This is a genomic window from Nocardioides massiliensis, assembly GCF_030811215.1.
Taxonomy (GTDB): domain Bacteria; phylum Actinomycetota; class Actinomycetes; order Propionibacteriales; family Nocardioidaceae; genus Nocardioides_A; species Nocardioides_A massiliensis.
Window position 1 is genome coordinate 3621045 of record NZ_JAUSQM010000001.1, and the last position, 26439, is coordinate 3647483.

The 26439-nt window shown below is 72.4% G+C and carries 23 protein-coding genes and 1 riboswitch; of the genes, 4 read left to right on the forward strand and 19 right to left on the reverse strand.

The features are described from left to right. Positions 1-28 precede the first annotated feature (28 nt). The 7 genes from J2S59_RS17865 to gatC all read right to left on the reverse strand — a co-directional run bounded on the left by J2S59_RS17865 (position 29) and on the right by gatC (position 8964). The gene (locus J2S59_RS17865) at positions 29-1627 is read right to left on the reverse strand and encodes an ABC transporter ATP-binding protein (protein ID WP_306825355.1); all 1599 of its coding nucleotides are present in this window, start codon (positions 1625-1627) and stop codon (positions 29-31) included. Continuing rightward, entirely contained in the window at positions 1627-2718 is a 1092-nt protein-coding gene (locus J2S59_RS17870) for a CbiQ family ECF transporter T component (RefSeq protein WP_306825356.1), read from the reverse strand. The genes J2S59_RS17865 and J2S59_RS17870 overlap by 1 nt, the downstream gene beginning before the upstream one ends. Beyond that, positions 2715-3662, reverse strand: coding sequence for a hypothetical protein (locus tag J2S59_RS17875; protein ID WP_068121897.1), 948 nt, complete (start codon positions 3660-3662; stop codon positions 2715-2717). Before J2S59_RS17875 ends, J2S59_RS17870 begins: the two co-directional genes overlap by 4 nt. 4 nt (positions 3663-3666) lie before the next feature. Further along, on the reverse strand, positions 3667-5325 hold the full coding sequence (locus J2S59_RS17880) for a prenyltransferase/squalene oxidase repeat-containing protein (protein ID WP_068121901.1): 1659 nt from the start codon (positions 5323-5325) through the stop codon (positions 3667-3669). Positions 5326-5428: 103 nt separating this feature from the next. After that, positions 5429-5525, reverse strand: a riboswitch (cobalamin riboswitch). Between the two features lie 33 nt (positions 5526-5558). Beyond that, positions 5559-7118, reverse strand: coding sequence for an Asp-tRNA(Asn)/Glu-tRNA(Gln) amidotransferase subunit GatB (gene gatB / locus J2S59_RS17885; protein ID WP_068120680.1), 1560 nt, complete (start codon positions 7116-7118; stop codon positions 5559-5561). Then, positions 7115-8665, reverse strand: coding sequence for an Asp-tRNA(Asn)/Glu-tRNA(Gln) amidotransferase subunit GatA (gatA, locus tag J2S59_RS17890; protein WP_306825357.1), 1551 nt, complete (start codon positions 8663-8665; stop codon positions 7115-7117). The genes gatB and gatA overlap by 4 nt, the downstream gene beginning before the upstream one ends. Before the next feature lie 2 nt (positions 8666-8667). Beyond that, a complete protein-coding gene (gatC, locus tag J2S59_RS17895; protein WP_068121391.1) occupies positions 8668-8964 on the reverse strand; it encodes an Asp-tRNA(Asn)/Glu-tRNA(Gln) amidotransferase subunit GatC in 297 nt (98 codons plus the stop codon). Positions 8965-9059: 95 nt separating this feature from the next. Between gatC and wrbA the strand changes: the two genes are divergently transcribed. Next, positions 9060-9653 (forward strand): NAD(P)H:quinone oxidoreductase, encoded by a 594-nt coding sequence (gene wrbA, locus J2S59_RS17900; protein WP_068121389.1) that lies wholly within the window; start codon positions 9060-9062, stop codon positions 9651-9653. A 12-nt stretch (positions 9654-9665) separates the two neighbouring features. Here wrbA and ligA read toward each other — a convergent pair whose 3' ends face one another. From ligA to J2S59_RS17955, 11 genes are all read right to left on the reverse strand, one after another. Further along, positions 9666-11783, reverse strand: coding sequence for an NAD-dependent DNA ligase LigA (gene ligA / locus J2S59_RS17905; protein WP_306825358.1), 2118 nt, complete (start codon positions 11781-11783; stop codon positions 9666-9668). Between the two features lie 239 nt (positions 11784-12022). Then, the gene (locus J2S59_RS17910) at positions 12023-13018 is read right to left on the reverse strand and encodes a uroporphyrinogen decarboxylase/cobalamine-independent methonine synthase family protein (protein ID WP_068119163.1); all 996 of its coding nucleotides are present in this window, start codon (positions 13016-13018) and stop codon (positions 12023-12025) included. Then, positions 13018-14127, reverse strand: a complete 1110-nt coding sequence (gene mnmA / locus J2S59_RS17915; protein ID WP_068119159.1) for a tRNA 2-thiouridine(34) synthase MnmA — start codon at positions 14125-14127, stop codon at positions 13018-13020. The genes J2S59_RS17910 and mnmA overlap by 1 nt, the downstream gene beginning before the upstream one ends. Further along, positions 14124-15320: a cysteine desulfurase family protein gene (locus tag J2S59_RS17920; RefSeq protein ID WP_068119156.1), complete on the reverse strand. Its 1197-nt coding sequence runs from the start codon at positions 15318-15320 to the stop codon at positions 14124-14126. Before J2S59_RS17920 ends, mnmA begins: the two co-directional genes overlap by 4 nt. A 12-nt stretch (positions 15321-15332) precedes the next feature. Then, positions 15333-16340, reverse strand: coding sequence for an endonuclease/exonuclease/phosphatase family protein (locus tag J2S59_RS17925; protein WP_068119153.1), 1008 nt, complete (start codon positions 16338-16340; stop codon positions 15333-15335). Then, the gene (locus tag J2S59_RS17930; protein WP_246360198.1) at positions 16337-17185 is read right to left on the reverse strand and encodes an EamA family transporter; all 849 of its coding nucleotides are present in this window, start codon (positions 17183-17185) and stop codon (positions 16337-16339) included. The genes J2S59_RS17925 and J2S59_RS17930 overlap by 4 nt, the downstream gene beginning before the upstream one ends. A 55-nt stretch (positions 17186-17240) precedes the next feature. Further along, a complete protein-coding gene (locus J2S59_RS17935) occupies positions 17241-18194 on the reverse strand; it encodes an electron transfer flavoprotein subunit alpha/FixB family protein (protein ID WP_068119150.1) in 954 nt (317 codons plus the stop codon). A gap of 19 nt (positions 18195-18213) precedes the next feature. Further along, positions 18214-18996 carry an electron transfer flavoprotein subunit beta/FixA family protein gene (locus J2S59_RS17940; RefSeq protein WP_246360197.1) on the reverse strand — a complete coding sequence of 261 codons (783 nt, stop codon included), beginning with the start codon at positions 18994-18996 and terminating at the stop codon, positions 18214-18216. A gap of 201 nt (positions 18997-19197) precedes the next feature. Then, positions 19198-20061 (reverse strand): DUF6801 domain-containing protein, encoded by an 864-nt coding sequence (locus J2S59_RS17945; protein ID WP_306825359.1) that lies wholly within the window; start codon positions 20059-20061, stop codon positions 19198-19200. Positions 20062-20192: 131 nt separating this feature from the next. After that, positions 20193-20894, reverse strand: coding sequence for a hypothetical protein (locus J2S59_RS17950; RefSeq protein WP_246360577.1), 702 nt, complete (start codon positions 20892-20894; stop codon positions 20193-20195). Positions 20895-20912: 18 nt separating this feature from the next. Beyond that, the gene (locus J2S59_RS17955) at positions 20913-21692 is read right to left on the reverse strand and encodes an enoyl-CoA hydratase/isomerase family protein (protein WP_068124175.1); all 780 of its coding nucleotides are present in this window, start codon (positions 21690-21692) and stop codon (positions 20913-20915) included. Positions 21693-21758: 66 nt separating this feature from the next. Between J2S59_RS17955 and glgX the strand changes: the two genes are divergently transcribed. Together glgX and J2S59_RS17965 are read left to right on the forward strand one after the other, a co-directional pair. Next, entirely contained in the window at positions 21759-23936 is a 2178-nt protein-coding gene (gene glgX, locus J2S59_RS17960) for a glycogen debranching protein GlgX (RefSeq protein ID WP_068124176.1), read from the forward strand. 102 nt (positions 23937-24038) lie between these two features. Next, entirely contained in the window at positions 24039-24221 is a 183-nt protein-coding gene (locus J2S59_RS17965) for a zinc ribbon-containing protein (protein ID WP_068124185.1), read from the forward strand. On the opposite strand, the gene J2S59_RS17970 is transcribed toward J2S59_RS17965, so the two are convergent. Beyond that, the gene (locus J2S59_RS17970) at positions 24206-24886 is read right to left on the reverse strand and encodes a GNAT family N-acetyltransferase (RefSeq protein ID WP_068124178.1); all 681 of its coding nucleotides are present in this window, start codon (positions 24884-24886) and stop codon (positions 24206-24208) included. The genes J2S59_RS17965 and J2S59_RS17970 overlap by 16 nt on opposite strands. Positions 24887-24975: 89 nt before the next feature. Between J2S59_RS17970 and J2S59_RS17975 the strand changes: the two genes are divergently transcribed. Continuing rightward, positions 24976-26439, forward strand: coding sequence for an HNH endonuclease signature motif containing protein (locus J2S59_RS17975; protein ID WP_306825360.1), 1464 nt, complete (start codon positions 24976-24978; stop codon positions 26437-26439).

Sequence of the window (26439 nt, forward strand, 5' to 3'; positions counted from 1 at the left end):
GCGCCACCCGATGGGGACCACCGATGCGTCAACCACGGGCGGTGTCCAGGGCCGTACGCACCTGGTCGACCGTCAGCCATGCCGGTCCGAGGACCTTCACGGTCTGCGGTGCGAACGCGGGTGACTCGACGGCGACCTTCGCGGTCGGTCCGGCCGAGACGACCTGCCCCTCGGCGAGCACCACCGTGCGGTCGGCGACCGCGGCGACGAACTCGACGTCGTGGGTGGCGACGACGACGGTGCGTCCATCGTCCGCGAGCTCGCGCAGCACCGTCGCCAACACTGACTTCGCCGGGTAGTCGAGCCCGCGAGTCGGCTCGTCGAGGGCGACCACACCGGGCGCCGAGGTCAGCACGATCGCCAGCACCAGGCTGAGCCGCTGTCCCTCGGACAGGTCGCGCGGATGCGCCTCGGGGTCGATCCCCGGCACCAGCCGCTCGAGCAGCGCCCGGCAGGTGCCGGCGCTCGCCTCGGCGTGCCGGTCGGCGGTTGCGCACTCCTCGGCCACCGTCTCGAGGTAGAGCAGGTCGGCGGCGGTCTGCGGGACCAGCCCGAAGCGAGCGCGCCGTTCGGCGGCCGACAGCGTGGCCGGGTCGTCCCCGGCGACGGTGACCGAACCCGCCGTACGCCGCGTGCTCCCCTGCAGCGTCCACAGCAGCGTGGACTTGCCCGAGCCGTTGCGGCCCATCAGGCAGGTCACGCTGCCGGCGTGCAGCTCGAGGTCGACGTCGCGCACCGCGACGACGTCGCCGTACGCCACGGTCAGCCGCCGCGTCCGCACGCTCACCTTGCCGGCAGCAGTCTCAGGGACCACCGGCGGCGTCAACCTCTCGGTCAGGCCGCGAGCCGCCCGCCGCGCCTCCCGCACCGAGAGCGGCAGTGGCGACCACCCCAGGGCGCGACCGAGCTCGACGAGGGGAGGCGCGACGGGCGAGTCGAGGAGGACCTCACGCGGGTCGCCGACCTCGAGGCTGCCGTCACCGCGCAGGACGGCCATCCGGTCGGCGAACGGCACCACGCGCTCGAGGCGGTGCTCCGCGAGCAGCACGCTCACCCCGAGGTCGTGCACGAGCCGGGTGAGCGTCGCCAGCACGTCCTCGGCGGCGGTCGGGTCGAGCGCCGAGGTCGGCTCGTCGAGGACCAGCATGCGCGGGTGGGTGGTGAGCACCGAGCCGATCGCGACGCGCTGCTGCTGTCCGCCCGACAGCGTCCGCAGGTCCCGCGCCCGCAGCTCCGGGATGCCGAGCAGGTCGAGGGTCTCCTCCACCCGCCGCCGCATGGTGGCCGGGTCGTAGCCCAGCTGCTCCATGCCGTAGGCGAGCTCCTCCTCCACCGTGTCGGTCACGAAGCCGGCAGCCGGGTCCTGACCGACGTAGCCGACCAGGTGGGCGCGCTCGCGCGGTGGCAGGTGCATCACGCTCGCGCCGTCGATGAGCACGTCACCGCGGAACCGGCCCCCGGTGAACTTCGGCACCAGTCCGTTGACCAGGCCTAGCAGCGTGGACTTCCCGACGCCGGTGCGGCCGGCGAGCACCACCAGCTCGCCCTCCTCGACCGTCAGGTCGACGGCGTCGAGGATCGGCCGCGTGTCCTCGCCGTAGTCGAAGGTGCAGCTCCGCAGCTCCATCACGCCGGCTTCACCGCCCCGGTCGGTGCCGGCGGGGCGAGCACACCGGGCACGGCGGCGAGCAGGATCGCCGCCAGCATGAGGGCCGAGACCACCGGCGTCCCGAGCAGGTCGGGATAGGCGACCATCGGCTCGTTGCGCGCCAGCCAGACCATCGCGGTCGCCAACGCGACACCGCACGCCGCAACCGCGAGCTCGGCAGGACGCCAGCGGTCGGGTCGATAGCGCGTACGCCGCACCCGGCGCCCGGCGCTGACGAACCCGGCGAGGGCCACGACGCTGCCGAGCACCACCATCGGCATCGCGAGATAGCGCGGCGCGGTCTGGTCGAGGACGGCGTACACCCCCACGCACAGCCCGACGAGACCACCGAGCATGAGGGTGCCGGTCAACCGGCGCTGAGCGGGGCTCGCCTGTCCGGCCCGGCCGTAGCCGCGGGTGTCCATCCCCGCCGCCAACCGCAGTGAACGGCTCAACGCGTCCTCGAGCACGGGTACGACGATCCGCCGCAGCCCGCGCACGCGCCCGCGGTCGCTCCCCCGCAACGACCGCGCGCGCCGGACCCGCCGGACGCTGTCGGCCAGCTGGGGCACGACGGTGACGGCCACGACGATCGCGGTGCCGACCTCGTAGAGCGCCGGTGGCACCGACTTCAGCAACCGTTTGGGGTTGGCCAGTGAGTTCGCGGCACCGACGCAGATGATGATCGTCGCCAGCCGCATGCCCTCGTACAACCCTGCGAGCACCGACTCCCGCGTCACCGGACCCAGCAGCGTGACCCCGGCGACCCAGTCCGGCAACGGGACCGCGGGCAGCTCGAACCACACCACGGTGCCCATGCCGCCGCTGAGCAGGACTCGGAAGACCACCCGCAGCGCCACGACCGCCAGCCCGAACCAGAGGTAGATCCGGAACGACCGCGCCCACGGGTGGTCGCCGCGCCGGGCGGCGACCACCCACGCCACCGCTGCGACCATGAGCAGCAGGGCGAACGGGTTCGTCGTGAACGAGGCTGCCGCTGCGATCCCGACCGCCCAGATCCACCAGGCGACGGGGTGCAGCTCGCGCGGCAGCCTCACCGTCGCGCTCACGGAGGGCCGGCCCCCACCTGTCGACGGCGTACGGCGACCGCCGCGCCTGCACCGAGTACGACGACCAAGCCCACCGGCACCCACCACGGCAGGCCGCCAGGGCTGTCGGCATCGCCGGAGCTCGCGGTCGGGACGGTGTCGTCGTCGACGTCCGGGGTCGCCCCGGTCGACTCCTCCGCCAAGGGTGCGGTCGACGCGGTGGGCGTCGCGCTCGGAGCGGCCGAGGCCGCCTCCTTCTGCGCCTGCCCCTGAGCCTGCTTCTGGGCTCGCTGCTGCGCCCGGTCGGCCTTGTCCTGCTCCTGTCCCGCGGCGACCGTCGGCGCAGCCTCATCGGTCGGTGCGCGCCCGGCGCCGTCGGACCGCGGAGCAGGTGCCGGCGACGGGTCCGGCTCGGCAGGCCTGCTGGGCTTCGGGGCCGCGGGCGGTTGGGGCTTGGGCTTGTTCTGCGGCGCCGGTGCCGGCTCCTTCGCCACGACGGGCGGCGCCATCGCCGGGAGGTCCCGCGCCCCACCGTCCTGCCACGCCCACCCGACCGAGCCACCGTCGGGCACCTTCAGCGCACCCGCCCCCAACGTCGAGTAGTTCCAGCTGCCGCTCTTCCCGTCGGACCAGAAGAGTCCCCAGTAGGCGTCTGCGGGCGAGGTGTTGACGCACGGGTCGCTGGTCGGCACACCCTTGACCCGGCAGACGAACCCCGGCTGTCGCGCCGCATAGCTGAGCGGGAAGCCGGCGGAGGTGGAGACCTGCGAGGCCGTGTCACCGGTCCCGCAGCCGGTCTGCGTCCCGCCGCCGATGGCACCGAAGCTCACGACGACGTTGGTCCCCGACCCGCTGCAGAGCGCTGCCTGCGCTGGGGACGCCGGCAGCACGGCGACCGCCGCCGCGACCAGGAGGGTCGCGGCGGCGGCGCCGAATGCACGCATGCTGCGCATCGGGATCTGCACGACGTCAGCGGACCACGCGGAACGCGGCAGCGCCCTTGCGCAGCTGCGGGAACTGCCCGACCACGCGGACCCGTGCGGGACCGGCCTTCGTGATCCGGACCCGCTTCTGGAACGCGCCCTTCGGGCCGGCCGTGCCGGCCGCGATGCGCTTGCCCCGGACGAAGATCCGGACCGGCTCACCGGCGGCGAGTCCGCGGACCACAATGCGCTGCACGGCACCGGCCCGCAGCGGCCGCTTGGCGACCTGAACCCGCAGCTTCTTGGCCTTGATCGCCTTCACCCGGGTCTGGGCCTGCTCGCCGGAGTCACCGACCACGCGCACGACGCGGCGCGCGGGCTTGGCCTGCACCGGGACACTCGCGCGGACCACGCCGCCGACGGTGGCGGTCACCTGGCGCTCGTTGGCACCGACCTGGACGCACACCGTCTCGCCGGGGGCGAACCCGCTGGCGCGCACGGCGACCTGCTTGCCGGCGCGGGCCCACTCGGGCGCCTTCACCGCAGCGGTCCCACCGGCGGGCGCCCACGCGAGCGCAGGCACCGCCTGCGCGGTGGCGCGCAGCCACTGCCCGCGGGTTGCCGTCGTGACGCCGTCCTTGCGGCCAGCGGCGAGCGCCGCGGGGTCGAGGGCGACCGCACCGCGATCGGTCTCGAGCGCGTCGATGCACGGAGCGATCGTCGCGCCCTGCAGCGCCCGCAGCACGCCGGCTGCGCGGGCGGCTGCGGCGTCCTCGCCCGCGACAGCCAGCGCCCACCCGGCCAGGCCGGTGGTGTTGGCGTTGAGGGTGTCGTTGTCGAGGAACCCGCCACCCGTCTGCTGCTGGGTGAGCATCCAGGCGACGGCGTCATCGATCGCCTCGGAGACCTCGTCCGAGGGCTGCTCGATGGCGGAGAGCTGGATCACGGCCAGGGCGGTGGTGTCGGCCGTCGGGGTCCCGGCCGGGGGCGCGTCGTCACAGGTCTGACCGGCGGCGTCCTGATCGGCGAAGTACAGCCGGAAGTAGCCGGCCTCGCACTGCTGGTCGAGCAGGAAGCCCGTGACCTCGTCGGCGAGATCGGACCCCGCGGTCGTCAGGACCCGCGTCGCGAAGGTCTGGCCGATCGTGTTGGCGTAGTCGGCACCGAACTCGGAGTCCGGGTCGAAGTGATCGGCCAAGCGGCCAGCGACCGGCTCGTCGGTGAGGACATGGCTCTCCAGCCGCTCGACCAGGTCGACGTCGGCACTGAAGGTCGCCGGGTCGTTCCCGGTCTCCAGGACGAACGCAGCGGCCTTCGCAGTCGAGCCCGCATAGCGGGTGTCCTCGTAGGCGATGTAGGAGCCGAGCGCGTCCTCGAGCCCGCCGAGGATCGAGGAGACGGCGCCCGTGCGTCCGCCGGCCGCGGCCAGCGCGAGCCCGGCGTCGATGCTCAACCCGACGTCGCGGAAGTCGCCGAAGCCGGAGTCGTAGGTCAGCAGGCCGTCGGCGCCGAGCTCGCTGGCGAGCCAGCCGGCGGCAGCATTCGCCGGCCGGGGGTCCGCGGAGGCCGGCGCGGTGAGGGGTGCGGCCGAGGCGGGGGCGACGACGCCTCCGGCGAGGGCACCGGTGAGGGCGACGGAGGCGGCGACGGCCGCGACCCCGGCGCGACGGACGCTGGTCCGTCGGGACTGAGGACGGTGTGACACGGGGATTCCTTCCCGCTGCAAGTGCAGCGGGGGTGTCCCTGCCGAGAAGCCGCAGAGATCCTCCGCTGCGTTCCGCGACAGCGTGGGGTGAGGACGCGTCCGTGACAGGCGTTCCGGCTCGTGGGGTCTCCCCACCTACGGTTGCGGGTCAGCGCCGGACTTGGACCGGCTTTCCCCGCCACGGGCGTGTGCTGGATGTGGCTGCCCGCCGGATGGCGAGCAGCGGCAGGCTATCAGCCTTCTGAGGCACCCAGCTTCTCGAGGATCAGCTCCCGGACGCGGCCGGCGTCGGCCTGTCCGCGCATCTGCTTCATGACCGCACCGATGAGCGCGCCGGCCGCTGCCACCTTGCCGTCGCGGATCTTGTCGGCGACATCCGCGTTGGCCGCGATCGCGGCGTCGACGGCCTCCGACAGCGCACCCTCGTCGGAGACGACGGCCAGGCCGCGCGACTCGACCACGGCGTCCGGCTCACCCTCACCGGCGAGGACGCCGTCGAAGACCTGGCGCGCGAGCTTGTCGTTGATCTTGCCCTCGTCGACGAGCGCCTGGATCCGGGCGACCTGCGCTGGTGTGATCGGGAGGTCGTGGATCTCCACCCCGGTCTCGTTGGCGCGGCGCGCCAGCTCCGAGAGCCACCACTTGCGCGCCGCCTGCGGGGCCGCGCCGGCGGCGATGGTCTCCTCGACCAGACCGAGCGCTCCGGCACCGACGGTGTCGCGCATCTCGAGGTCCGAGAAGCCCCACTCGGCCTGCAGCCGGGCACGCTTGGCGGTCGGGTTCTCCGGCAGCGTCGCGCGCAGCTCCTCGACCCACTCCCGCGACGGCGCGACCGGGACCAGGTCGGGCTCGGGGAAGTAGCGGTAGTCCTCCGCGTCGGACTTCTCCCGACCCGAGGTCGTGATGCCGGTGTCCTCGTGCCAGTGCCGAGTCTCCTGCACCACCGAGCCACCACCGGCGAGCAGGGCGGCGTGGCGCGAGATCTCGTAGCGCACCGTGCGCTCGACCGAGCGGAAGGAGTTGACGTTCTTGGTCTCCGAGCGGGTGCCGAGTTTGGTCTCGACAGGCTCGACCGACGTGGGCTTGGGCGCCAGTGACAGGTTGACGTCGGCGCGCAGGTTGCCCTGGTCCATCCGCGCCTCGGAGACCCCGAGCGCGAGGATCAGGTCGCGCAGCTGCTGGACGTAGGCGCGCGCCACCAGCGGCGCCTTCTCCCCCGCCCCGACGATCGGTCGGGTGACGATCTCGATCAGGGGGATGCCGGCGCGGTTGTAGTCGACCAGCGAGTAGTCGGCGCCGTGGATGCGGCCCGTCGAACCACCGACGTGGGTCGACTTCCCGGTGTCCTCCTCCATGTGCGCGCGCTCGATCTCGACCCGGAAGGTCTCACCGTCGACGTCGACGTCGAGGTAGCCGTCGAAGGCGATCGGCTCGTCGTACTGCGAGGTCTGGAAGTTCTTCGGCATGTCCGGGTAGAAGTAGTTCTTCCGCGCGAAGCGGCACCACTCGGCGATCGAGCAGTTGAGCGCCAGGCCGATCCGGATCGCCGACTCCACGGCCTTGCCGTTGACGACCGGCAACGAGCCAGGCAGGCCGAGACAGGTCGGGCAGACATGCGTGTTGGGCTCGCCGCCGAACGCCGCCGGGCAGCCGCAGAACATCTTGGTCGCGGTGTTGAGCTCGACGTGCACCTCGAGCCCGAGGGCGGGGTCGAACTGCTCGAGGGCCTCGTCGAAGTCCATCAGCGCCACCTGACCGTGCTGACCTCGCTGGTCGAGCTTGTCGAGACTCATCGCGCCACCTCCGTGGTCGGCAGGGCCGGGGCCTGGCCGAGCAACGGGCCACCCCAGCGGTCGGTCAGCGCCGCCTCGACCGCGGCTCCGACGCGGTAGACGCGGTCGTCGGCGAGCGCGGGCGCCAGCACCTGGAACCCGGCGGGCAGGCCGTCGGCCAGTCCCGAGGGCACCGAGATGCCGGGCACACCGGCGAGGTTGGCCGGGATCGTCGCCAGGTCGTTGAGATACATCGCGACCGGGTCGTCGAGCTTCTCCCCCAGCTTGAAGGCGGTCGTCGGCGCCGTCGGCGACACCAACACGTCGGCCTGGGTGAAGGCGGCCGCGAAGTCCTGGCTGATCAGCGTGCGGATCTGCTGCGCACGCCCGTAGTAGGCGTCGTAGTAGCCGCTGGACAGCGCGTAGGTGCCGAGGATGATGCGCCGCTTCACCTCGTCACCGAAGCCGGCGTCGCGGGTCGCGCGCATGACCTCCTCGGCGCTCGGCGCGTCCACGCCGTCGGGCAGCACCCGGATGCCGTAGCGCATCGCGTCGAAGCGGGCGAGGTTGGAGGACGCCTCGCTCGGCATGATCAGGTAGTAGGCCGCGAGCGCGTGGACGAAGTTCGGGCACGACACCTCGACGACCTCGGCACCGGCCTCGACCAGCACCGCGACGGCCTCGTCGAAGCGCTCCTGGACGCCTGCCTGGTAGCCCTCGCCGGTCAGCTCCTTGACCACACCGACCCGCAGGCCGCGGACGTCACCGGCCGCACCCTGCTGTGCTGCAGCCACGAGGTCGCCCATCGGCTGGTCGATCGAGGTCGAGTCGAGCGGGTCGTGGCCGCCGATGAGCTCGTGCAGCAGCGCGGCGTCGAGCACCGTCCGGGTCACGGGGCCGACCTGGTCGAGCGAGTTGGCCATCGCGACGAGCCCGTAGCGCGACACCCCGCCGTACGTCGGCTTCACCCCGACCGAGCCGGTGACCGCGGCGGGCTGCCGGATGGAGCCGCCGGTGTCGGTGCCGAGCGCGAGCGGGGCCTCGAAGGCGGAGACGGCCGCCGCCGAACCGCCGCCGGAGCCGCCCGGGATCCGGTCGAGGTCCCAGGGGTTGCGGGTCGGGCCGTAGGCGGAGTGCTCGGTGGAGGAGCCCATCGCGAACTCGTCCATGTTGGTCTTGCCGAGCATGGGCAGACCGGCGGCGCGCAGACGCTGCACCACGGTGGCGTCGTACGGCGGGACCCAGCCCTCGAGGATCTTCGACCCACAGGTGGTGGGCATGCCCTTGGTGGTCAGGACGTCCTTGACCGCGATCGGTACGCCGTCGAGGCGGGACGCGGCCTCGCCGCGCGCGCGACGCGCGTCGGACTCCTCCGCGGCCGCAAGCGCGCCCTCGGCGTCGACGTGCAGGAAGGAGTGGACCGCGGCGTCGACGACGGCGATCCGCTCGAGGTGGGCGGTGGTCAGCTCCACCGAGGTGGTCTCACCGGCGGCGAGTGCGTCGGCGAGCTCGGCGGCGGTGCGCCGGGTCAGGTCCGAGGCAGTCAGGTCAGAAGTCTGGTCCGCCATGCTCACTCCTCCCCCAGGATCCGCGGCACGGCGAAGCGCTGGTCCTCGGTCGCCGGCGCGCCCGCGAGCGCCTCGGCGGCGGTGAGGCCCGGCCGGACGACGTCCTCGCGGAAGACGTTGGTCAGCGGCACGGCGTGCGAGGTCGGCGCGATGTCGTCGGTCGCCACGTCGGCGATCGACTCGATCGCCTCGAGGATGACCGCGAGCTGCGGGGCCAACTTGTCGATCTCGGCCTCGGAGAGGTCGATCCGCGCGAGGTCGGCCAGGTGGGCCACCTCGTCACGGGTGATGTCGGACATGCGCAGGCACTCCTGGGGTCGGGGACGGCGTGCGGACCGTCGCTCATCCTAGGGCCCGTCGTTTCCGTCTCCGGGGGCCCGGGTAGCGGTCGGCCATGACCAACGTCGCGATCGTCTACTACTCCTCGACCGGCACCACCCACGCGATGGCGGAACGGATCGCCGCCGCGGCCGAAGGGACCGGCGCGGAGGTCCGGCTGCGCCACGTCGCGGAGACCGCTCCGCGCGAGGCCATCGAGTCCCGCGAGGAGTGGATCGCCCACCGCAAGGTCGTCGAGGACCGCCCGGTGGCCGATCCCGACGACCTGGTCTGGGCCGACGTCGTGATCATGGGCTCACCGACGCGCTACGGCCACGTGACCAGCCAGCTGCAGGCGTTCATCGACACGCTCGGGCCCCTGTGGGCGCAGGGCAAACTCGCCGACAAGGTCTACACCGCGTTCACCTCGACGCAGACCCAGCACGGCGGCCAGGAGTCGACGCTGCTCGCGCTGCACACGACCTTCATGCACCTCGGCGGCATCGTCGTCGCGCCGGGCTACACCGACCCGCTGAAGTTCACCGACGGCAACCCCTACGGCGTCGGCAAGGTCACCGGCAGCACGACGCAGCTGGACGACGACGACCACGCGGCGCTCGACCACCTCGCCGCGCGCGCGATCAGCATCGCGCGCAGGCTCTCCGACTGACCCGACGGGCGCTCAGGCCAGCGCCTCGGGCCCACCCGCGAGCAGCTGCTTGAACTCCGCCTCGTCGAGGATGCGCAGACCGAGCTCCTCGGCCTTCGTCGCCTTGGAGCCCGGGGAGTCGCCCACCACGACGTAGTCGGTCTTCTTCGACACCGAACCCGACGCCTTGCCGCCGCGGACGATGATCGCCTCCTTGACCGAGTCACGGGTGAAGTCGTCGAGCGAGCCGGTGACGACGACCGTCAGCCCCTCCAGCGTCGGGGTGATCGAGGCGTCGCGCTCGTCGGCCATCGTCACGCCAGCGGCGCGCCACTTCTCGACGATCTCGCGGTGCCACGGCGACCCGTCGCCGTCCAGCCACGCCCGTACCGAGGCGGCAATGGTCGGTCCGACGCCCTCGGTGTCGGCGAGCGCGGCCTCGTCGGCCTCGACGATCGCCTCCATCGACCCGAACTTCGTCGCGAGCGCCCGCGCGGCGGTCGGGCCGACGTGGCGGATCGACAGCGCCACCAGGACCCGCCACAACGGCACGGACTTGGCCTTGTCGAGGTGGTCGAGCAGGCGGCGACCGTTGGCCGACAGCACCCGGTCGCCTCCCCCACCCTCGCGCTCCTTCTTGGTCGCCGCCCGGGTGAAGAGCTCGGTGCGCAGGAGCTTGTCGTCGTCGAGGTCGAAGACGTCACCCTCGTTGCGGATGACCCCGGCGTCGAGCAGCGCGCTCGCGGCCTCGTAGCCAAGGCCCTCGATGTCGAAGGCACCGCGGCCCGCGACGTGGAAGACCCGCTCGCGCACCTGCGCCGGGCACTCCTCGTGGTTGGGGCAGCGCAGGTCCTTGTCGCCCTCCTTCTGCTGGGCGAGCTCCGTCCCGCACGCGGGGCAGTGGGTCGGCATCACCCACTCCTCCAGGCCCTCGGGGCGCAGCGGCAGCACCGGACCGACGACCTCGGGGATCACGTCGCCCGCCTTGCGCAGCACCACGGTGTCGCCGGGACGGACGTCCTTGCGCTTGACCTCGTGGGCGTTGTGGAGCGTGGCGTTCTCGACCGTCGAGCCGGCCACCCGCGTCGGCTCCATCACGGCGTACGGCGTCACGCGGCCGGTGCGGCCGACGTTGACCTCGATCCGCAGCAGCTTGGCGTTGACCTCCTCGGGCGGGTATTTGAACGCGATCGCCCACCGGGGCGCCCGGCTGGTCGAGCCCAGGCGGCGCTGCAGCCCGACGTCGTCGACCTTGACCACCGCGCCGTCGATCTCGTGCTCGACCGAGTGGCGCTGCTCGGCATAGGTCTCGATGAACTTCTGCACCTCGTCGAGCCCGCGCACCACGCGCACCCGCGAGGAGACCGGCAGACCCCAGGCGGCGAGCGCGGCGTAGGCGTCGGACTGCGCGCTCGGCTCGAAGCCCTGCCGCGCCCCGATCCCGTGGCAGACCATGCCGAGCGCACGGGTCGCCGTGACCCGGGGGTCCTTCTGGCGCAGCGAGCCGGCCGCAGCGTTGCGCGGGTTGGCGAAGACCGGCTTGCCGGCCTCGGTCATCGCGACGTTGAGCCGCTCGAACGCCTCGACGGGCAAGAAGACCTCGCCGCGCACCTCGATCAGGTCGGGGACCGGGTAGTCGTCGCTGGCCTGCAGGCGGTGCGGGATCGTGTCGATCGTCTTCACGTTGGGGGTGACGTCCTCCCCCACCCGGCCGTCGCCGCGGGTCGCGGCGCGCACCAGGCGCCCCTTCTCGTAGAGCAGGTTGATCGCCAGTCCGTCGACCTTGGGCTCGCAGAGGTACGCCGGGTCACTCACGCCCTCGCGGGCGATCCGCGCCGCCCAGCTCTCGAGCTCCTCGTGGGAGAAGGCGTTGTCGAGGCTCTGCATCGGCTCGAGGTGCTCGACCGGGGTGAACTCCGTCGAGACGGCACCGCCGACCTTCTGCGTCGGGGAGTCGGGGGTGCGCAGGTCGGGGTAGGCCTCCTCGAGCTCCTCCAGACGACGCATCCGCCGGTCGAAGTCGGCGTCGTCGAGCGTCGGGGAGTCGAGGACGTAGTAGCGCCAGCGTGCCTCTTCGACGTCCTCGACCAGCTGCTGGTGCTCCTCGCGGACCTCGGGGGGCGCGGGCGGGACCTCGGGCGCATCGACCATGGGCCCATTGAATAGCACGCCACCGGCAGCCGGCCTCACCCGTACGGCCGAGAGACACCCCGACACACAGAAGTCCGGGTCGCGATGGAGCCAGTCCTCTCCACCGCGACCCGGACCTGCGGAACAGTGCCCCTGTCATAACACCGTTGCGACACCAGGTTGGCCCGTGCCGGCGACGGAAACAACACCTGTCGGCTGCACCCCTGTGCACTGCACAAACGTGCACGAATCGCGCGTCCTCAGGGGAGGTCGGCAGCCGCCTCGCGACACGCCCGCAGCACGCCGGCCGCCTCCTCGCCCGGCCGGCCTGCAAGGCCGCACGCCGGGGTGAGCAGCAGCCCGGATCCGACCTCCTCGGGGTCGAGGCCGAGCATCTCGGTGAACCGCAGCACCCGCTCGATCAGCTGACCCGGCTGCGGCGCACCGGAGCCGACCCCGGGAACGACCCCGAGCCCGACCGTCCCGCCATCCTCGAGGGTCCGGGCCAGTCTGTCGTACGCCGTGGGGGCCAGGACGTCGAGATCGACCAGGACCCCGCGCGCGCCGGCTCCCACGAGCAGGTCGACCGGCACGTCCGCGGCGCAGGAGTGCACCCACGGCTCGGCGCCGGCGGCGGTGATCGCCCCGAGCACCAGCTCCAGGGCGGCACTCGCCTCCGGCGGGTCGACGCGACGGTGCCGCGAGAAGCCGGACGCGGTCGGCACCTGGGCGGCGAGGACCGCGGGCAGTGCCGGCTCGTCGACCTGGACGACGACCTCGGCGGCCGGGACCCGGCGCCGCAGGTCGGCGACGTGCGCGCCGATCCCCTCGGCGAGCGCGGCGGCCAGGTCGCGACGCGCGCCGTGGTCGCCCAGCACGCGGTCGCCGCGGGGCCGCTCGACCGTCGCCGCGAGCGTCCACGGACCGCACACCTGCACCTTGAGCCGGCCCGCATACCCCTGCGTCGCCTCCTCGAGGCGGTCGAGGTCCTGTCCGAGCAGCGACCGGGCGCGGCGTTGGTCGACGCCGGTGCCGCCGCCGGTCAGGCGCCAGCCGACCGGCTGCAGGTCGGCACCGAGCTCGGCCCACACGGCGGTCGCGCGTCCGGTCATCGTGGCGTGCGGTCCGCGGCCGGGGACCTCGGGGAGGTACGGCACGTGCCCGTCGCTCAGTTCGCCGACCACCACGCGCAGCGCCTCGGCGTACGCGCGCTCGTCCTCCCCGGGGTGTGACCCGATGCCCGACGCCGCGGCCATCAGCGACCGGTCCCGGTGATCGTCGCCGAGCCCACGACGCGCGTGCCGTCGTACACGACGACCGCCTGGCCCGGAGCGACCCCGCTCGCCGGGTCCTGCAGCTCGACGACGAGCGTGTCACCGTCCACCGTGACCCGCGCCCGGTGCTCGGCGCCGTGGGCGCGCAGCTGCACCGTGCCGTCGAGCGGCGCGGTCAGGGCGGGGCCGCACCAGCGGATCCGGTCGGCGGCGACCCGGTCGACGGTGAGCGCCTCCCGGGGCCCGACCGTCACGGTGCCGGAGACCGGCTCGATGTCGAGGACGAAGCGCGGCTTGCCGTCGGGCGCGGGACGGCCCAGCCGCAGCCCCCTGCGCTGGCCGATCGTGTAGCGGTAGGTGCCGTCGTGGCGCCCGAGCTCCTCCCCGGTCGCCCCGTCGACGATCGCCCCACCGTCGTTGGGCGCCCGCTCCCCCAGCTTCTCGGCCAGCCAGCCGCCGGTGTCGCCGTCGCTGATGAAGCAGATGTCGTGGCTGTCGGGCTTGTCGGCCACCGTCAACCCGCGCTCAGCCGCCTCGGCCCGCACGAGATCCTTCGTGGTGTCGCCGAGCGGGAACATCGCGCCGGCCAGCTGCTCGGCGGTCAGCACGCCGAGCACGTAGGACTGGTCCTTGGCCATGTCCTGCGCGCGGTGCAACGTGGGTACGCCGCCCGGCCCGGGCGCGGGCTCCAGGCGCGCGTAGTGACCGGTCACGACTGCGTCGAAGCCGAGCGCCTGGGCGCGCTCGAGGACAGCGGCGAACTTGATCTTTTCGTTGCACCGCAGGCACGGGTTCGGGGTGCGGCCGGCGGCGTACTCGTCGAGGAAGTCCTCCACGACGTCGTCGTGGAACCGGTCGCTGAGGTCCCAGACGTAGAACGGGATCCCGATGACGTCGGCGGCCCGCCGCGCGTCGTTGGCGTCCTCGATCGTGCAGCACCCGCGCGCGCCGCTGCGGTAGGACTTCGGGTTGCGCGACAGCGCCAGGTGGATGCCGGTCACGTCGTGGCCGTCCTCCTTCGCCCGCGCTGCGGCCACGGCGGAGTCGACCCCGCCCGACATCGCGGCGACGACGCGCTTCGGGCCTGTCATCGCACGGCCCGCCGTGCCGACAGTGCGCCTGCGGCCCGGGCACGCTCCACCGCGGGCCCGATCTCGGCGAGCACCCGGTCGACGTCGGCCTCCGTGCTGGTGTGGCCCAGCGAGAACCGCAGCGAGCTGCGCGCCTCGGCCTCGTCGCGCCCCATTGCGAGCAGCACGTGGGACGCCTGCGGGACGCCGGCCGAGCAGGCCGACCCGGTGGAGCAGGCGATCTGGCGCGCGTCGAGGAGCATGAGCAGCGAGTCGCCCTCGCACCCGGGGAAGCTCAGGTGCGCGATGTGCGGGAGCCGCCCGGCGGGATCGGGGTCGCCGTTGACGCGCACATCGGGCACGAGTCGCGCGACCTGCTCGACCAGGCGTGAGCGCAGGGCCTCCAGCCGCGCGGTCTCCGCCGTACGCCGTGCCTCCGCCACGCCCAGGGCGGCGGCGAAGGCCGCGATCGCAGGCGGGTCGAGCGTGCCGGAGCGGACGTCGCGCTCCTGCCCGCCCCCGTGGAGCAGCGCGGTCGCATCGAGCTCGCGGCGCAGCAGGAGCGCGCCCACGCCGTACGGCCCGCCGAGCTTGTGCGCGGTGACGGTGAGGGCGTCGACGCCCCAGCCCGCGAAGTCGACGCCGAGGTGGCCGGCCGCCTGCACCGCGTCGACGTGCACCGGGATGCCGTGCTCGTGGGCCAGCGCGACGACCTCGCGCACGGGCTGGACCGTACCGACCTCGTTGTTGGCCGCCATCACCGTGACGAGTGCGACCGACGCGGGGTCCTGGGCCAGGCAGTCGGCCAGCGCGTCGAGGCGCAGCCGTCCGCGCTCGTCGACGGGGAGCCACTCGACCTGCGCACCCTCGTGGTCGGCGAGCCACTGCGCCGGGTCGAGCACCGCGTGGTGCTCGACGGCGCTGGCCAGGACGCGGGTGCGCCGCGGGTCGGCGGCGCGGGCACGCCAGAAGAGCCCCTTGAGGGCCAGGTTGTCGGCCTCGGTGCCGCCGGAGGTGAACACGACCTCGCCGGGATGCGCACCCAGGGCGGCAGCGATCCGCTCGCGCGACTCCTCGACGACGCGACGCGCCGCGCGCCCCGCGCCGTGCAGCGACGAGGCGTTGCCCGTGCGCGTCAGCTGCTCGGTGAGCGCTGCGACGGCCTCGGGGACCATCGGCGTGGTCGCCGCGTGGTCGAGATAGACAGCCTCCATGACGCCCCCAGCCTACGGCGCCCGGACCGGGGTCCGTCCCACCCGGGCGACCAGGGCCCGGTGGTCGGTCCCGGCGACGCTCGCGGTCGCCGTCGACGAGGCTGTCAGCCCGGGGCCGAGCAGCACGTGGTCGATCGTGATCAGCGACGGGACGGTGATCCCGAGCACCTTCACGATCCCCTCCGCGGGCCAGGTCGGCTGGAAGCCGCTGCCCGCGACCCGCGCGGCCCGCCGCAGCCCCGCGTCGGCGTGCGCATCCAGCACGGCGTGGTCGGGTGTGGCGTTGAGGTCGCCGAGCACCAGCACCGGTCCCGACTCCGCGAGCGCGGTCGCGGCGTCGCGCACGGCGTCGTGGTCGGCGTGCCAGCGCTCGACGCCGTCCTGCGGGCGCACCGTATGCACGGCCAACACGCTCACCGGTCCCTGCCGGGGCGTGGCGACCGACGCCGACCAGGAGTCGTGCACCGTCGGCACCCGCCCGACGTCGCCGATCGGATAGCGGGAGAACAGCATCGTCCCGGTCGCGCCGGGCGCGGGCTCGCCGGTGAGGTAGCCGAGCCGCTGCAGCAGGCCGGCCGCCTCCAGCCGCTGGCGGGCGGCCGGCGTCACCTCGACGAGGGCGAGCACGTCGACGTCGTTGGCCTCGACGAGCTCGACGACCCGCTCGGCGTCCGCGAGCCCGAAGTGGAGGTTGAGTGTCATCGCCGTCAGCGGGGCGTGGGCCGGCTCGTCCGCGCCGCGCCACTCCTGCGCCGCCCACCACCCGTGGAGCGCGAGCGGAGCCACGAGGACCACGGCGACCAAGAACGGCGTACGGCGGTCCCGGGGGTGGGTGGCGCTCGCCAGGGCGGCGAGGGCGAGCAGCAGCGCGAGCACGTAGAGCGCCGGGGCGAACGGCACGAAGGTCGTCAGCAGCACCAGCGGCTCGGCTGCCAGCGGGCGGATGGCGAGGACGGTCAGCGTCAGCGCGGGCAGCAGCGGCACGAGGGCTGTGACGAGCAGGGCGCGCGAGCGGGTCACGGGTGGACCTCGCGGACCGGCGCGGCGCTGCGGGTCGCCCCGATGCTGGCTGCCACCACGCAGGCCACGGCGACGACCTGCCACGGCGTGAGGAACTCCTGGAGCACCACGACCGCGGCCAGTGCGGCTGCCGCCGGCTCCAGACTCATCAGCACCGAGAAGACGCGCTCGGGCAGCACCCGCAGAGCGATCAGCTCACAGCTGTAGGGGATCACCGACGACAGCACGCCGATCAGCACGCCGAGACCGATGATCCGCCAGTCGAGCAGGTCCGACCCGGCCGAGGCGACGGCGGGACCGGCCAGCACCACGGCGCCGACCAGGGACGCCCCGGCCAGCCCGGTGAGGCCCTCCCAGCGGCGACCGGTGCGCGCGCTGAGCAGGATGTACGCCGCCCAGGCGGCACCGGCGAGCAGCGCGAAGCCGACGCCCACGGGGTCGAGGTCGGCGCGCTCCACTCCCAGCAGGGCGACGCCGACGCCTGCGAGCGCGACCCACACCAGGTCGCGGGCACGCCGCGACATGGCGACCGCCAGCAGCAGCGGGCCGAGGAACTCGATCGCGACGGCGACCCCCAGCGGGATGCGTGCGAAGGAGAGGTAGATCGCCCAGTTCATGCTGAGCATCGCGACGCCGTAGGCGAGCACGACCGCCCAGTCGGCGCGGGTGCGGCCGCGCAGCCGGGGCCGGACGAGGACGAGCAGCACCACGGCCGAGGTGGTCAGCCGCAGCCACACCATCGCGGTCGGCGAGATCTCCGTGAAGAGGTCCTTGGCCACCGCGGCGCCGAGCTGGACCGAGACGATCCCGCCCAGGACGAGCCAGACCGCCGGCACCCGTCCCACGGGGGGACGGACGCCGGCGGTCTGGTCGAGGTGCGGGTCGCTGCTCAGCTGGTGCTCAGCCCTTGCGCGCCGTGACGGCCTCGGTGGCCGCGGGGAGGACCTGGTGCAGGTCGCCCACGACACCGAAGTCGACCAGCTCGAAGAGCGGGGCCTCCTCGTCCTTGTTGATCGCCACGATCGTCTTGGACGTCTGCATGCCGGCCCGGTGCTGGATGGCGCCGGAGATGCCCGCCGCGACGTAGAGCTGCGGCGAGACCGTCTTGCCGGTCTGGCCGACCTGGAAGGCGTGCGGCATCCAGCCCGAGTCGACCGCGGCGCGGGACGCACCGACGGCGGCACCGAGCGAGTCGGCGAAGCCCTCGACCGGGGCGAAGTCGCCACCGGTGCCACGACCACCGGACACCACGATCGCGGCCTCGGTGAGCTCGGGGCGACCGGTCGCCTTGCGCGGCTCGGCCTTGATCACCTTGGCGCTCTTGGCGGCGTCGGAGATCGTGACGCTGACCTGCTCCTGGGTGCCGGCGGCGCCGACCTCCTCCGGAGCGGCCGAGTTCGGCTTGACCGTGATGATCGGGGTGCCCTTGGTGACCTTGCCGGTGACGGTGAAGTTGCCGGCGAAGACCGACTGGGTCGCCACCGGGGTGTCGCCGTCGGCGGTGATGTCGACGGCGTCGGTGATGACGCCGGAGTTGATCTTGATCGCCAGGCGACCGGCGATCTCCTTGCCCTCGGCGGAGCTGGGGATCAGGACCGCAGCGGCGCTGGTCTTCTCCACCAGCTGCTGGAGGACCTCGGCCTTGGGCGCGACGAGGTACGGCTTGATCTCGGCGTCGTCGACGACGTAGATCTTCTCGGCCCCGTGCTTGGCCAGCGTCTCGGCGCCTTGGGAGGCGTCGCCGATGAAGACGGCCGACGGCTCGCCCAGGCGGCGGGCCAGCGTGAGGAGCTCGAGGGTGGGCTTGCGGACGGCACCGTCGACGTGGTCGACGAGGACCAGGATCTCAGACATAGCGCAGGTCTCCTCGGCTTCAGATGAACTTCTTCGACGCGAGGAAGTCGACGAGCGCCTTGGCGCCGCTGCCGTCCTCGTCGGTGACGATCTCGCCCTGGGTGCGGGGCGGGCGGGCCTCGGTGCCCTCGACGGCCGTCCAGGAGGCGGACAGGCCGACCTGGTCGGCCTCGACGCCGATGTCGGACAGCGACCAGGTCTCCAGCGGCTTCTTCTTCGCCGCCATGATCCCCTTGAAGGACGGGTAGCGCGCCTCACCGGTCTGGTCGGTGACGCTGAGGACCATCGGCAGCCGACCCTCGATGATCTCGGTCGCGCTGTCGCCGTCGCGGCGCACGCGGAAGACCTCACCCTGGCTCTCGACCACGGACGCGAACGTCACCTGGGGCAGGTCGAGGCGCTCGGCCAGCATCGCCGGGACGACGCTCATCGAGGCGTCGGTCGAGGCCATGCCGGACATGACGAGGTCGACCTTCTTCTCGGCGCTGATCTTCTCGATCGCCTTGGCGAGCACCAGCGAGGTCGCCACCGAGTCGGAGCCGGCGATCGCGTCGTCGACCACGTGGACGCCCTTGTCGGCGCCCATCTGCAGCGCCTTGCGGATCGCGTCGACCGCCTTCTCGGGGCCGACGGTCAGGGCGGTGATCTCGATCTCCTCGCCCTCGCGCTTCTCCCGCAGCTGCAGGGCCTGCTCGACGGCGTACTCGTCGAGCTCGGAGAGCAGCCCGTCGACGCCGACCCGGTCAACGGTGTTGTCGGACTCGAACTGCCGGTCGGCAGTCGCGTCGGGTACGTACTTCACGCAGACGACAATGTTCATGGTGGTCTTGGCCCGGGGAGGGCCCCTCCTGTCCACTCGGTTCGAGGCGAGGTTACTCGTAGGTCCGACCCGAGAGAACGGCCGTCCCAGGTGCGGTCCGTCACAGGCGTGTCACAGGCTGTGACACGACCGCCCGGCCGGAGCTCCGGCCGGGCGGTCGTGGGGGCGTCGGGACCTTGCGGGTCAGCGCACCCGGACGACCTTGCGGCCCTGCGAGGCCTTGACCTGCTTCGAGCCGGTGTAGCGGACCACGACCGTGTAGGCACCGGGCGCGGTGACACCCTTGAAGGTGGCGGTCGCCTTGCTCTTCTTCGTCAGCTTCACCGTGCGCGCGGCGACGAACTTGTTGCCCTGCTTGAGCACGAAGCGCGCCTTGCCGGTCGCGGTGACGCCCTGGCCGGCCTTCACGCTCGCCACGGCTCGGATCTGCTTCGACCGCGCGAGGTACGTCGCCTGCACCGCCGTCCGCGATGCGGCCTTGGCTGTGGTCACCGCACCGACCCGGGTGTTGGTGCCGTTCAGCTCGCACGGGATCTCGAAGGGCGCGGGGACGCCCTCGGCGGTGTAGAGGTTCATCCGCACCGTGACCACCTCGGCCTGCACCGCGACGGCCTGGCCCGGCTTGCCGGCCGCGACGGCGCCCAGCGGACCGGTGCCCGCGAGCGTGATCGGGCCCGCCGTACCGGTGGGGGTCTTGGGGATCGTGATCGTCGTCGTGCCCGGGGCCGCCTTGCCGACCTTGGTGGTCGCGTCAGCGGTCCCGTCAACCTCCTTGGCACCGAGCAGACCGCGCATGGCGTTTGCGAGGTTCTCCGGGACGGTGAGCTTGACGTTCAGGCGGGCCTGGACGGTCTTGCCGGCCGCGACCTGCGCGGGCTTGACGGACATGTTGACCTTGAACTCCTGCGGGTTGCCGAGCACGGTGCAGGTGTAGGTCTGCTCAGCGGCGGTCGCCGGCGAGGCGAGGCCGACGACGCCCAGGCCGCCGGCAACGAGGCCGACCACGGACAGCGACGCGACGCGCCGCGACAGGGTGGAGATGGACATACGGGTTCCCTCCCAGGACATGGATATGGATCGCTGCCGCCACGCCCTCCGCGCGCGGCAGCGAACACACTTCACCACTCCGGACGCCCCCGCGGAGCGCAATCCGGGAAGAAGCTACTGCCGAGTCCGGATCAGGGGCGGATGATCCGGTCCAGCAGCTTGCCGAGCACCAGGTAGGCCACGGCGCCCAGACCCCAGTTGACCAGCGCGCTGCGGGTCTCGGCGTCGGCGCCGGTGAAGGTGAAGACGCCGTTGTCACGGCTGAAGATGCCCAGGTCGAGGACGTCGGCGCCCTCGAGCACCGCACTCACGGCGGCGTTGTCCTGGTTGGCCTGCAGCGCGACGAGCAGCGCCGCGACGGCCAGCACGAGCGCGCAGATGACGGCGATCGCCCACACGATCGCGGCGATGCGCGTGCGGACGACCGTCGCGGTGCTCCGCCCGGACGCCTTGTCCTTGGCCGACTTGTCCTTGACCGGCTTCTCCTTGGCGGGCTTGTCCTTCACGGGCGCGGTCGCGGCCTTCGGCATCGCGGGCTTCTGCGTGCTCGCGGCGGGCTCCGTCGCGGGCGTGGCCGCAGGCCCGGTGGCGGGCCCGGCGGCAGGCTCCGCCTTCGACCGGTCGGCATCGGCGATCTCCCCGGCGGTGCGGACCCCGGGTGGACGGGTCGCCGGCGGCGGGACCCGCGGTCCGTCGGCGCCAGGGGCTGGACCGGGCGCAGGGGCAGGCGTGGGAGCAGGCGTGGGAGCGGGCGTGGACGCCGCGCCCTGCTCGGGCTTGCGGCGTCCGAAGCGGCTCTTGCGCTCGGGCTCGTCAGGCTTCGCAGGGCTCATGGGACAAACCTAACCAGATCAGCGGCCGAGGAACTGCGCCTTGCCCGGGCCGCTCTCCATGAAGGAGCGCATTCCGATCGTGCGGTCCTCGGTGGCGAAGAGCGCAGCGAACTGCTGGCGCTCGATCTCCAACCCGGTCGCCAGGTCCACCTCGAGGCCCGTGTCGATGGCCTCCTTGGCGGCCCGCAGCGCGTACGCCGCCGCGTTGCTGAACTGCGAGGCCCAGCGCACCGCCTCGGCGTACACGTCCGCTGCCGGGACGAGCTTGTCGACGAGCCCGATCGCCAGCGCCTCCTCGGCCTTGACGAACCGGCCGGTGAAGATGAGGTCCTTGGCCTTGCTCGGGCCGACCAGGCGGGTGAGCCGCTGCGTGCCGCCGGCGCCCGGGATGATGCCCAGCAGGATCTCGGGCTGGCCGAGTGTGGCGTCGTCGGCGGCGATGCGCACATCGGCGCAGAGGGCGAGCTCGCACCCGCCGCCGAGCGCGTAGCCGGTGATGGCAGCGACGACCGGCTTGGGGATCCGGGCCACGGCGCTGAAGCAGCCCTGCAGCACGCGCGACTGCGCGACCATGTCCGTGTAGGAGAGGTCGGCCATCTCCTTGATGTCGGCACCCGCGGCGAAGACCCGCTCGCCGCCGTAGATCACCACGGCGCGTACGTCGTCGCGCTCGGTCGCCTCCTGCGCCGCGTCGCGGATCTCGCGCTGCACCTGGGAGTCGAGGGCGTTCATCTTCGGCCGGTCCAGCCGGATCGTGCCGACCCCGTCAGCCACCTCGAGACGTACGAACTCGCCCATGTCTGCTCCTTGAAGATCGACTACCCGCCTGTGCGGCCCGACCCTAGTGTCCGCGACAATCGTGGGATGGAGGGACCCACGACGGCAGCGGTCTGGCCCGGGAAGCACCAGCCTCTCGGTGCGACCTGGCGAGCGGAGGCGACGAACTTCGCGGTCCACGCCCCGGATGCGACGCAGGTCGAGGTCTGCCTGTTCGACGTCGACGAGCACGGCGTGGAGCACGAGCGCCGCCTGCGGTTGACGGAATACACGCTCGGCATCTGGCACGGCGCCGTGCCCGGCGTACCGATCGGTCAGCGCTATGGGTTCCGCACCAACGGCGTGTGGGACCCCGACCGCGGCCGGCGCTTCAACCCCGCGAAGCTGCTCCTCGACCCCTACGCCAAGGCGATCGCCGGAGAGGTGCGACCGGGTCCGGAGATCTTCGACTACGTCCTGCCCGACGTCGACGACACCGACGAGGTCCGCCGGCGCAAGCGGCACACGCGCAGCGAGCTCGACTCCGCGCCCTCGATGCCGCGCAGCGTCGTGGTCCACGACGACTTCGACTGGGGCGACGAGCGCCGGCCGTGGACGCGCTGGGCCGACACGGTGATCTACGAGCTGCACGCGAAGGGGTTCACCCAGCTGCACGACCGCGTGCCCGAGCACCTGCGGGGCACGTACGCCGGACTGGCGACGCCGGCCGTCGTGGACTACCTGCGCGACCTCGGTATCACGACCGTCGAGTTGCTTCCGGTGCACCAGTTCGTCAGCGAGCCCGACCTCGCCGAGCGCGGGCTGGTCAACTACTGGGGCTACAACTCCATCGGGTTCTTCGCCCCCCACAACGCCTACTCGTCCTCGGGCGACGCCGGCCAGCAGGTGCGCGAGTTCAAGCAGATGGTCAAGGCCCTGCACGACGCCGGCCTCGAGGTCATCCTCGATGTGGTCTACAACCACACGGCGGAAGGAGGTGCGTTCGGTCCGACACTGAGCTTCCGCGGGCTCGACGACCTCTACTACTACAAGCGGGTGGACCCCGAGGAGTCCGAGCGCGGCAACGACGCCTACTGGGACGTCACCGGGTGCGGCAACACCGTCAACACCTCCCGGACCCAGACGCTGCGGATGGTGCTCGACTCGCTGCGCTACTGGGTCACCGAGATGCACGTCGACGGTTTCCGCTTCGACCTCACCCCGGCGCTGACCCGCACCTGGCACGACCTCGACATGCGCAGCCACTTCCTCACCGCGATCGGACAGGACCCCGTCCTGCGGCACGTGAAGCTGATCGCGGAGCCGTGGGACGCGAGCATGGACGGCTACTCCGTGGGGCGCTTCCCCCCGCCGTGGGTGGAGTGGAACGACCAGTACCGCGACACGATGCGCGACTTCTGGCGGGCGAGGTCGAACGGCGTACGCACCGTGGCGTCGCGGTTCTCCGGCTCCAGCGACCTGTACGCCGACGATGGGCGCTCGCCGTACGCCTCGGTCAACTTCGTCACCGCCCACGACGGCTTCACCCTGCGTGACCTGGTCTCGTACGACGCCAAGCACAACGAGGCCAACGGCGAGGACAACCGTGACGGCACCGACAACAACCGGTCGTGGAACTGCGGCGTCGAGGGCGAGACCGACGATCCGGCGATCGTCGCGCTGCGCAAGCGCCAGGCCGCCAACCTCATGCTCACCCTGTGCCTGTCGACCGGAGTCCCGATGCTCACCGCCGGCGACGAGCGGGGCCGCACCCAGCGCGGCAACAACAACGCCTACGGCCAGGACAACGAAGTGTCCTGGATGGACTGGCGCCCCGATGACGCGTGGCTGGACCTCTACGAGCTGACCAAGACCGCGTTGCGGCTCCGGCGCGAGCACCCCGCCCTGCGCCAACGGCACTTCCTCGAGGGCCGCCCGACCGCCGCCGACGGACCCAAGGACCTCGCCTGGGTCCACCCCGAGGGCCGCGAGATGACCGTCGAGGACTGGCACGACCACGAGTTGCACACGCTGGGTGCGTTCGTCTCCGGCGACCCGCTGCGGGCCCCGGGCCCGCGCGGCGAGGTGTTGCGCGACCGCTCCTTCATGATCTGGCTGCACGCCGGTTCGGACCCGGTGCGCCTGCAGCTGCCCGACAACCCCTGGATCGAGGCTGGCGAGGTCGTGCTGTCCACGGACCCCGATCTCGTCGTCGGCGAGCAGGTCAAGGCCGGGGAGCGGATCGCGCTCGACGGGCGGTCCGTGCTGGTGCTCCGGCAGGTCTGACAGACCGTCCTCGCGCGATCGTGGCCCGGGCAGGTGCGCGTCAGGGCAATTGATCCGCGCGAGATCGGGTACGCCGCAGACATCCCCGACAAGGAGGTCACCGTGGCCGATCCCGTCCCCGCCGGAAGCGACGTCTCCGCCGGCACCTACCGATGCACCCAGTGCGGATACGAGCTCGACGTCATGTCCACCCAGCACCTGCCCCCGTGCCCCAGCTGCACGAACGGCACCTGGCAGACGGTCTCCGGGGGCGACAGCGTGGACGATCCCTACCCCGACCGCTGAGGGGGGTTCATCCGATCGCGCGCCAATCCCAAGAGCCGCCGCACCGGCTCGACACCGGTCACGACGAGGGGCTCGGGCGGGCGCACGAGGTCGTCGGGTAGCAAGAGCAGGTGCTGCTCGACGGCGCACTCCCCCGCGCGCCGCTCACGCAACGATGTCCCGTTGAGCCGGTAGCCGACCTTCTCGCTGACCCGCAGCGAGGCAGCGTTGTCGGCGAAGGCCGACGAGGTCACCTGGCGAGCGCCGAGGTGGTCGAAGGCGAAGGCGCACGCCACCTGTCGCATCCGCGTGCCGATCCCCTGGCCCTGGTGGGCTCGTCCCAGCCACGACCCGGTCGACACCGAGCCGCAGACGGCGAAGTCCCGTGCCGCGACCGCTTGGATCCCGATCACCTCGCCGCGCCACAGGACCGCCAGCTCAAGGGCCCAGGACTCCGGCGCGAACGCTGCGCGCACGCTCCACTGGTAGGTCGCGATCCGTGTGGGCAGCTCCTCGGCCGGTGCGTCGGTCCACGGCACCAGGAACGGCATCGCCTCCGGGTCGTGGATCCCCGCGGCCGCGGCCTCCCCGAGCCGAGGAAGGAGGTCGTCGGTGATGCCGACCAGGGCCAGGTCTCCACAGGTGATGTGCAGTCCCAGCGGCGGGAAGATCTCGGCCAGCTCCATGACGACAGCCTCCCGCGAGCCGGAACTTCCCGCGAACGAATTTAGACCCAAGCCTTGCGCTCGAACATACTATCGATTACAATGAATGAATGGATCCCTCCTCCATCACCGACACCGCCGGCGTGGTCGACCGCGCTGTTGTGGATCGTGAGGTCGCCGCGAGGGTGTTGCGTGAGGTCGCTGACCTGCTGGACACGCTAGCTCCGACCACGGACATTCTGCGGGCGGCGCAGACCGGGCGGGACGTGCTCGACGTGCTGCGGGTCGCCGGGATCGCGGAGCTGGTCGAGACCAACGGCTTCGAGGACGAGGGCGCTTCCACCGTCACCACGTGGGCGCGGCGGGAGCTGCGCATCGATGCCGCCGAGACCGCGCGGTTGCGGCGCACCACTCGGGTGACGTCTGTGATGAGCAAGGTCGCTACCGCGGCAGCAGCGGGTCGGTTGCGCACCGAGCACCTCAACGTGTTCGCCTTCGGCCTTAAACACATCGGGGTCGAGAAGATGCTGGCTGCCGAGGAAGCGTTGGTCGACTACGCCGTGACCCATGAGCCCGGTGGGTTGATGAGCGTGGTGCGCGAGATGCGCGCCCGACTCCATCCTGACGAGCTCGACCAAGCGTGGCTCGACGGCATGGACAAAGAAGACCTCAAACTCGTCCGCTGCGGCGACGGCTACAACGTCACCGGGTTCCTCGGCGCCACCACCGGCGCCCAGCTCAAAGCCGTCCTCGACTCACTGACCAAACCCAGGGAGGCGGGCGATGAGCGCAGTGCCTCCGAGCGTCGGTGCGCCGGACTGTCGGCGCTGCTCACCGGAATCCTCGACGCCGGTGTCCTGCCCGCCGATAAAGGCGTGCGGCCACACCTGACCGTCACCGTCCCTGCCGACGTCTTCGGTGCCGCAGCAGCCGCAGCCCAGAACGGTGCGACGCAGGGCGGTGCGGCACAGAGCCAACCTGCGCCAGCGGACACGGACCCGTTCGCGCCTGTCGCGCGACTGGAGGGGTACGGCCCGATCGGGCCCGCACTCGTCGGCTACCTCGCCTGCCTGGGACAGGTCACGGTCGTGACCACCGCCGGCGTCGCACCCGACTCCGGGGTGCTCAACGTCGGACGCACCCGCCGGGTCGCAACACTGCGGCAACGCAAGGCCGTCGAGGCCCACCAAGCCAACCGATGCGCCACACCCGCATGCGAGCTTCCGGTCGAGGAGATCCACCACCTCACCTGGTGGTCCGCCGGCGGTGCGACCGACCTGGACAACCTCATCGGACTCTGCGGGCCATGTCACCGACTGGTCCACCACGGCAAGCTCGTCATCACCGTCCCCACCAGCGCCCCGGACAGCGAGTCCCGCCTCGAGCAGCTCCTGCGCGAGTTCCTCCACCCACTCCCCGACCAGCCACCGCGCCGTACTCACGACCTGCCGCACGAACGGCCCCACGTCACACCCGGACGCAGCTACCGCTTCACCACCCGCCACGGCGACCCCGTACGCCGCCGCGCCGGCTCCGTCCTCCTCACCGACCGCAACCTCCCCCGGCGGGAGTGA

What these genes read in the sequence shown, in the direction of transcription:
- wrbA (WP_068121389.1), top strand. Translation starts at nt 9,060, where the DNA reads ATGACCAACGTCGCGATCGTCTACTACTCCTCGACCGGCACCACCCAC.
- gatA (WP_306825357.1), bottom strand. Translation starts at nt 8,665, where the DNA reads ATGGCGGACCAGACTTCTGACCTGACTGCCTCGGACCTGACCCGGCGC.
- J2S59_RS17910 (WP_068119163.1), bottom strand. Translation starts at nt 13,018, where the DNA reads ATGGCCGCGGCGTCGGGCATCGGGTCACACCCCGGGGAGGACGAGCGC.
- gatC (WP_068121391.1), bottom strand. Translation starts at nt 8,964, where the DNA reads ATGTCCGACATCACCCGTGACGAGGTGGCCCACCTGGCCGACCTCGCG.
- J2S59_RS17945 (WP_306825359.1), bottom strand. Translation starts at nt 20,061, where the DNA reads ATGTCCATCTCCACCCTGTCGCGGCGCGTCGCGTCGCTGTCCGTGGTC.
- J2S59_RS17975 (WP_306825360.1), top strand. Translation starts at nt 24,976, where the DNA reads ATGGATCCCTCCTCCATCACCGACACCGCCGGCGTGGTCGACCGCGCT.
- ligA (WP_306825358.1), bottom strand. Translation starts at nt 11,783, where the DNA reads ATGGTCGATGCGCCCGAGGTCCCGCCCGCGCCCCCCGAGGTCCGCGAG.
- J2S59_RS17970 (WP_068124178.1), bottom strand. Translation starts at nt 24,886, where the DNA reads ATGGAGCTGGCCGAGATCTTCCCGCCGCTGGGACTGCACATCACCTGT.
- J2S59_RS17920 (WP_068119156.1), bottom strand. Translation starts at nt 15,320, where the DNA reads ATGGAGGCTGTCTATCTCGACCACGCGGCGACCACGCCGATGGTCCCC.
- gatB (WP_068120680.1), bottom strand. Translation starts at nt 7,118, where the DNA reads ATGAGTCTCGACAAGCTCGACCAGCGAGGTCAGCACGGTCAGGTGGCG.
- J2S59_RS17955 (WP_068124175.1), bottom strand. Translation starts at nt 21,692, where the DNA reads ATGGGCGAGTTCGTACGTCTCGAGGTGGCTGACGGGGTCGGCACGATC.
- J2S59_RS17950 (WP_246360577.1), bottom strand. Translation starts at nt 20,894, where the DNA reads ATGAGCCCTGCGAAGCCTGACGAGCCCGAGCGCAAGAGCCGCTTCGGA.
- mnmA (WP_068119159.1), bottom strand. Translation starts at nt 14,127, where the DNA reads ATGACAGGCCCGAAGCGCGTCGTCGCCGCGATGTCGGGCGGGGTCGAC.
- J2S59_RS17865 (WP_306825355.1), bottom strand. Translation starts at nt 1,627, where the DNA reads ATGGAGCTGCGGAGCTGCACCTTCGACTACGGCGAGGACACGCGGCCG.
- J2S59_RS17935 (WP_068119150.1), bottom strand. Translation starts at nt 18,194, where the DNA reads ATGTCTGAGATCCTGGTCCTCGTCGACCACGTCGACGGTGCCGTCCGC.
- glgX (WP_068124176.1), top strand. Translation starts at nt 21,759, where the DNA reads ATGGAGGGACCCACGACGGCAGCGGTCTGGCCCGGGAAGCACCAGCCT.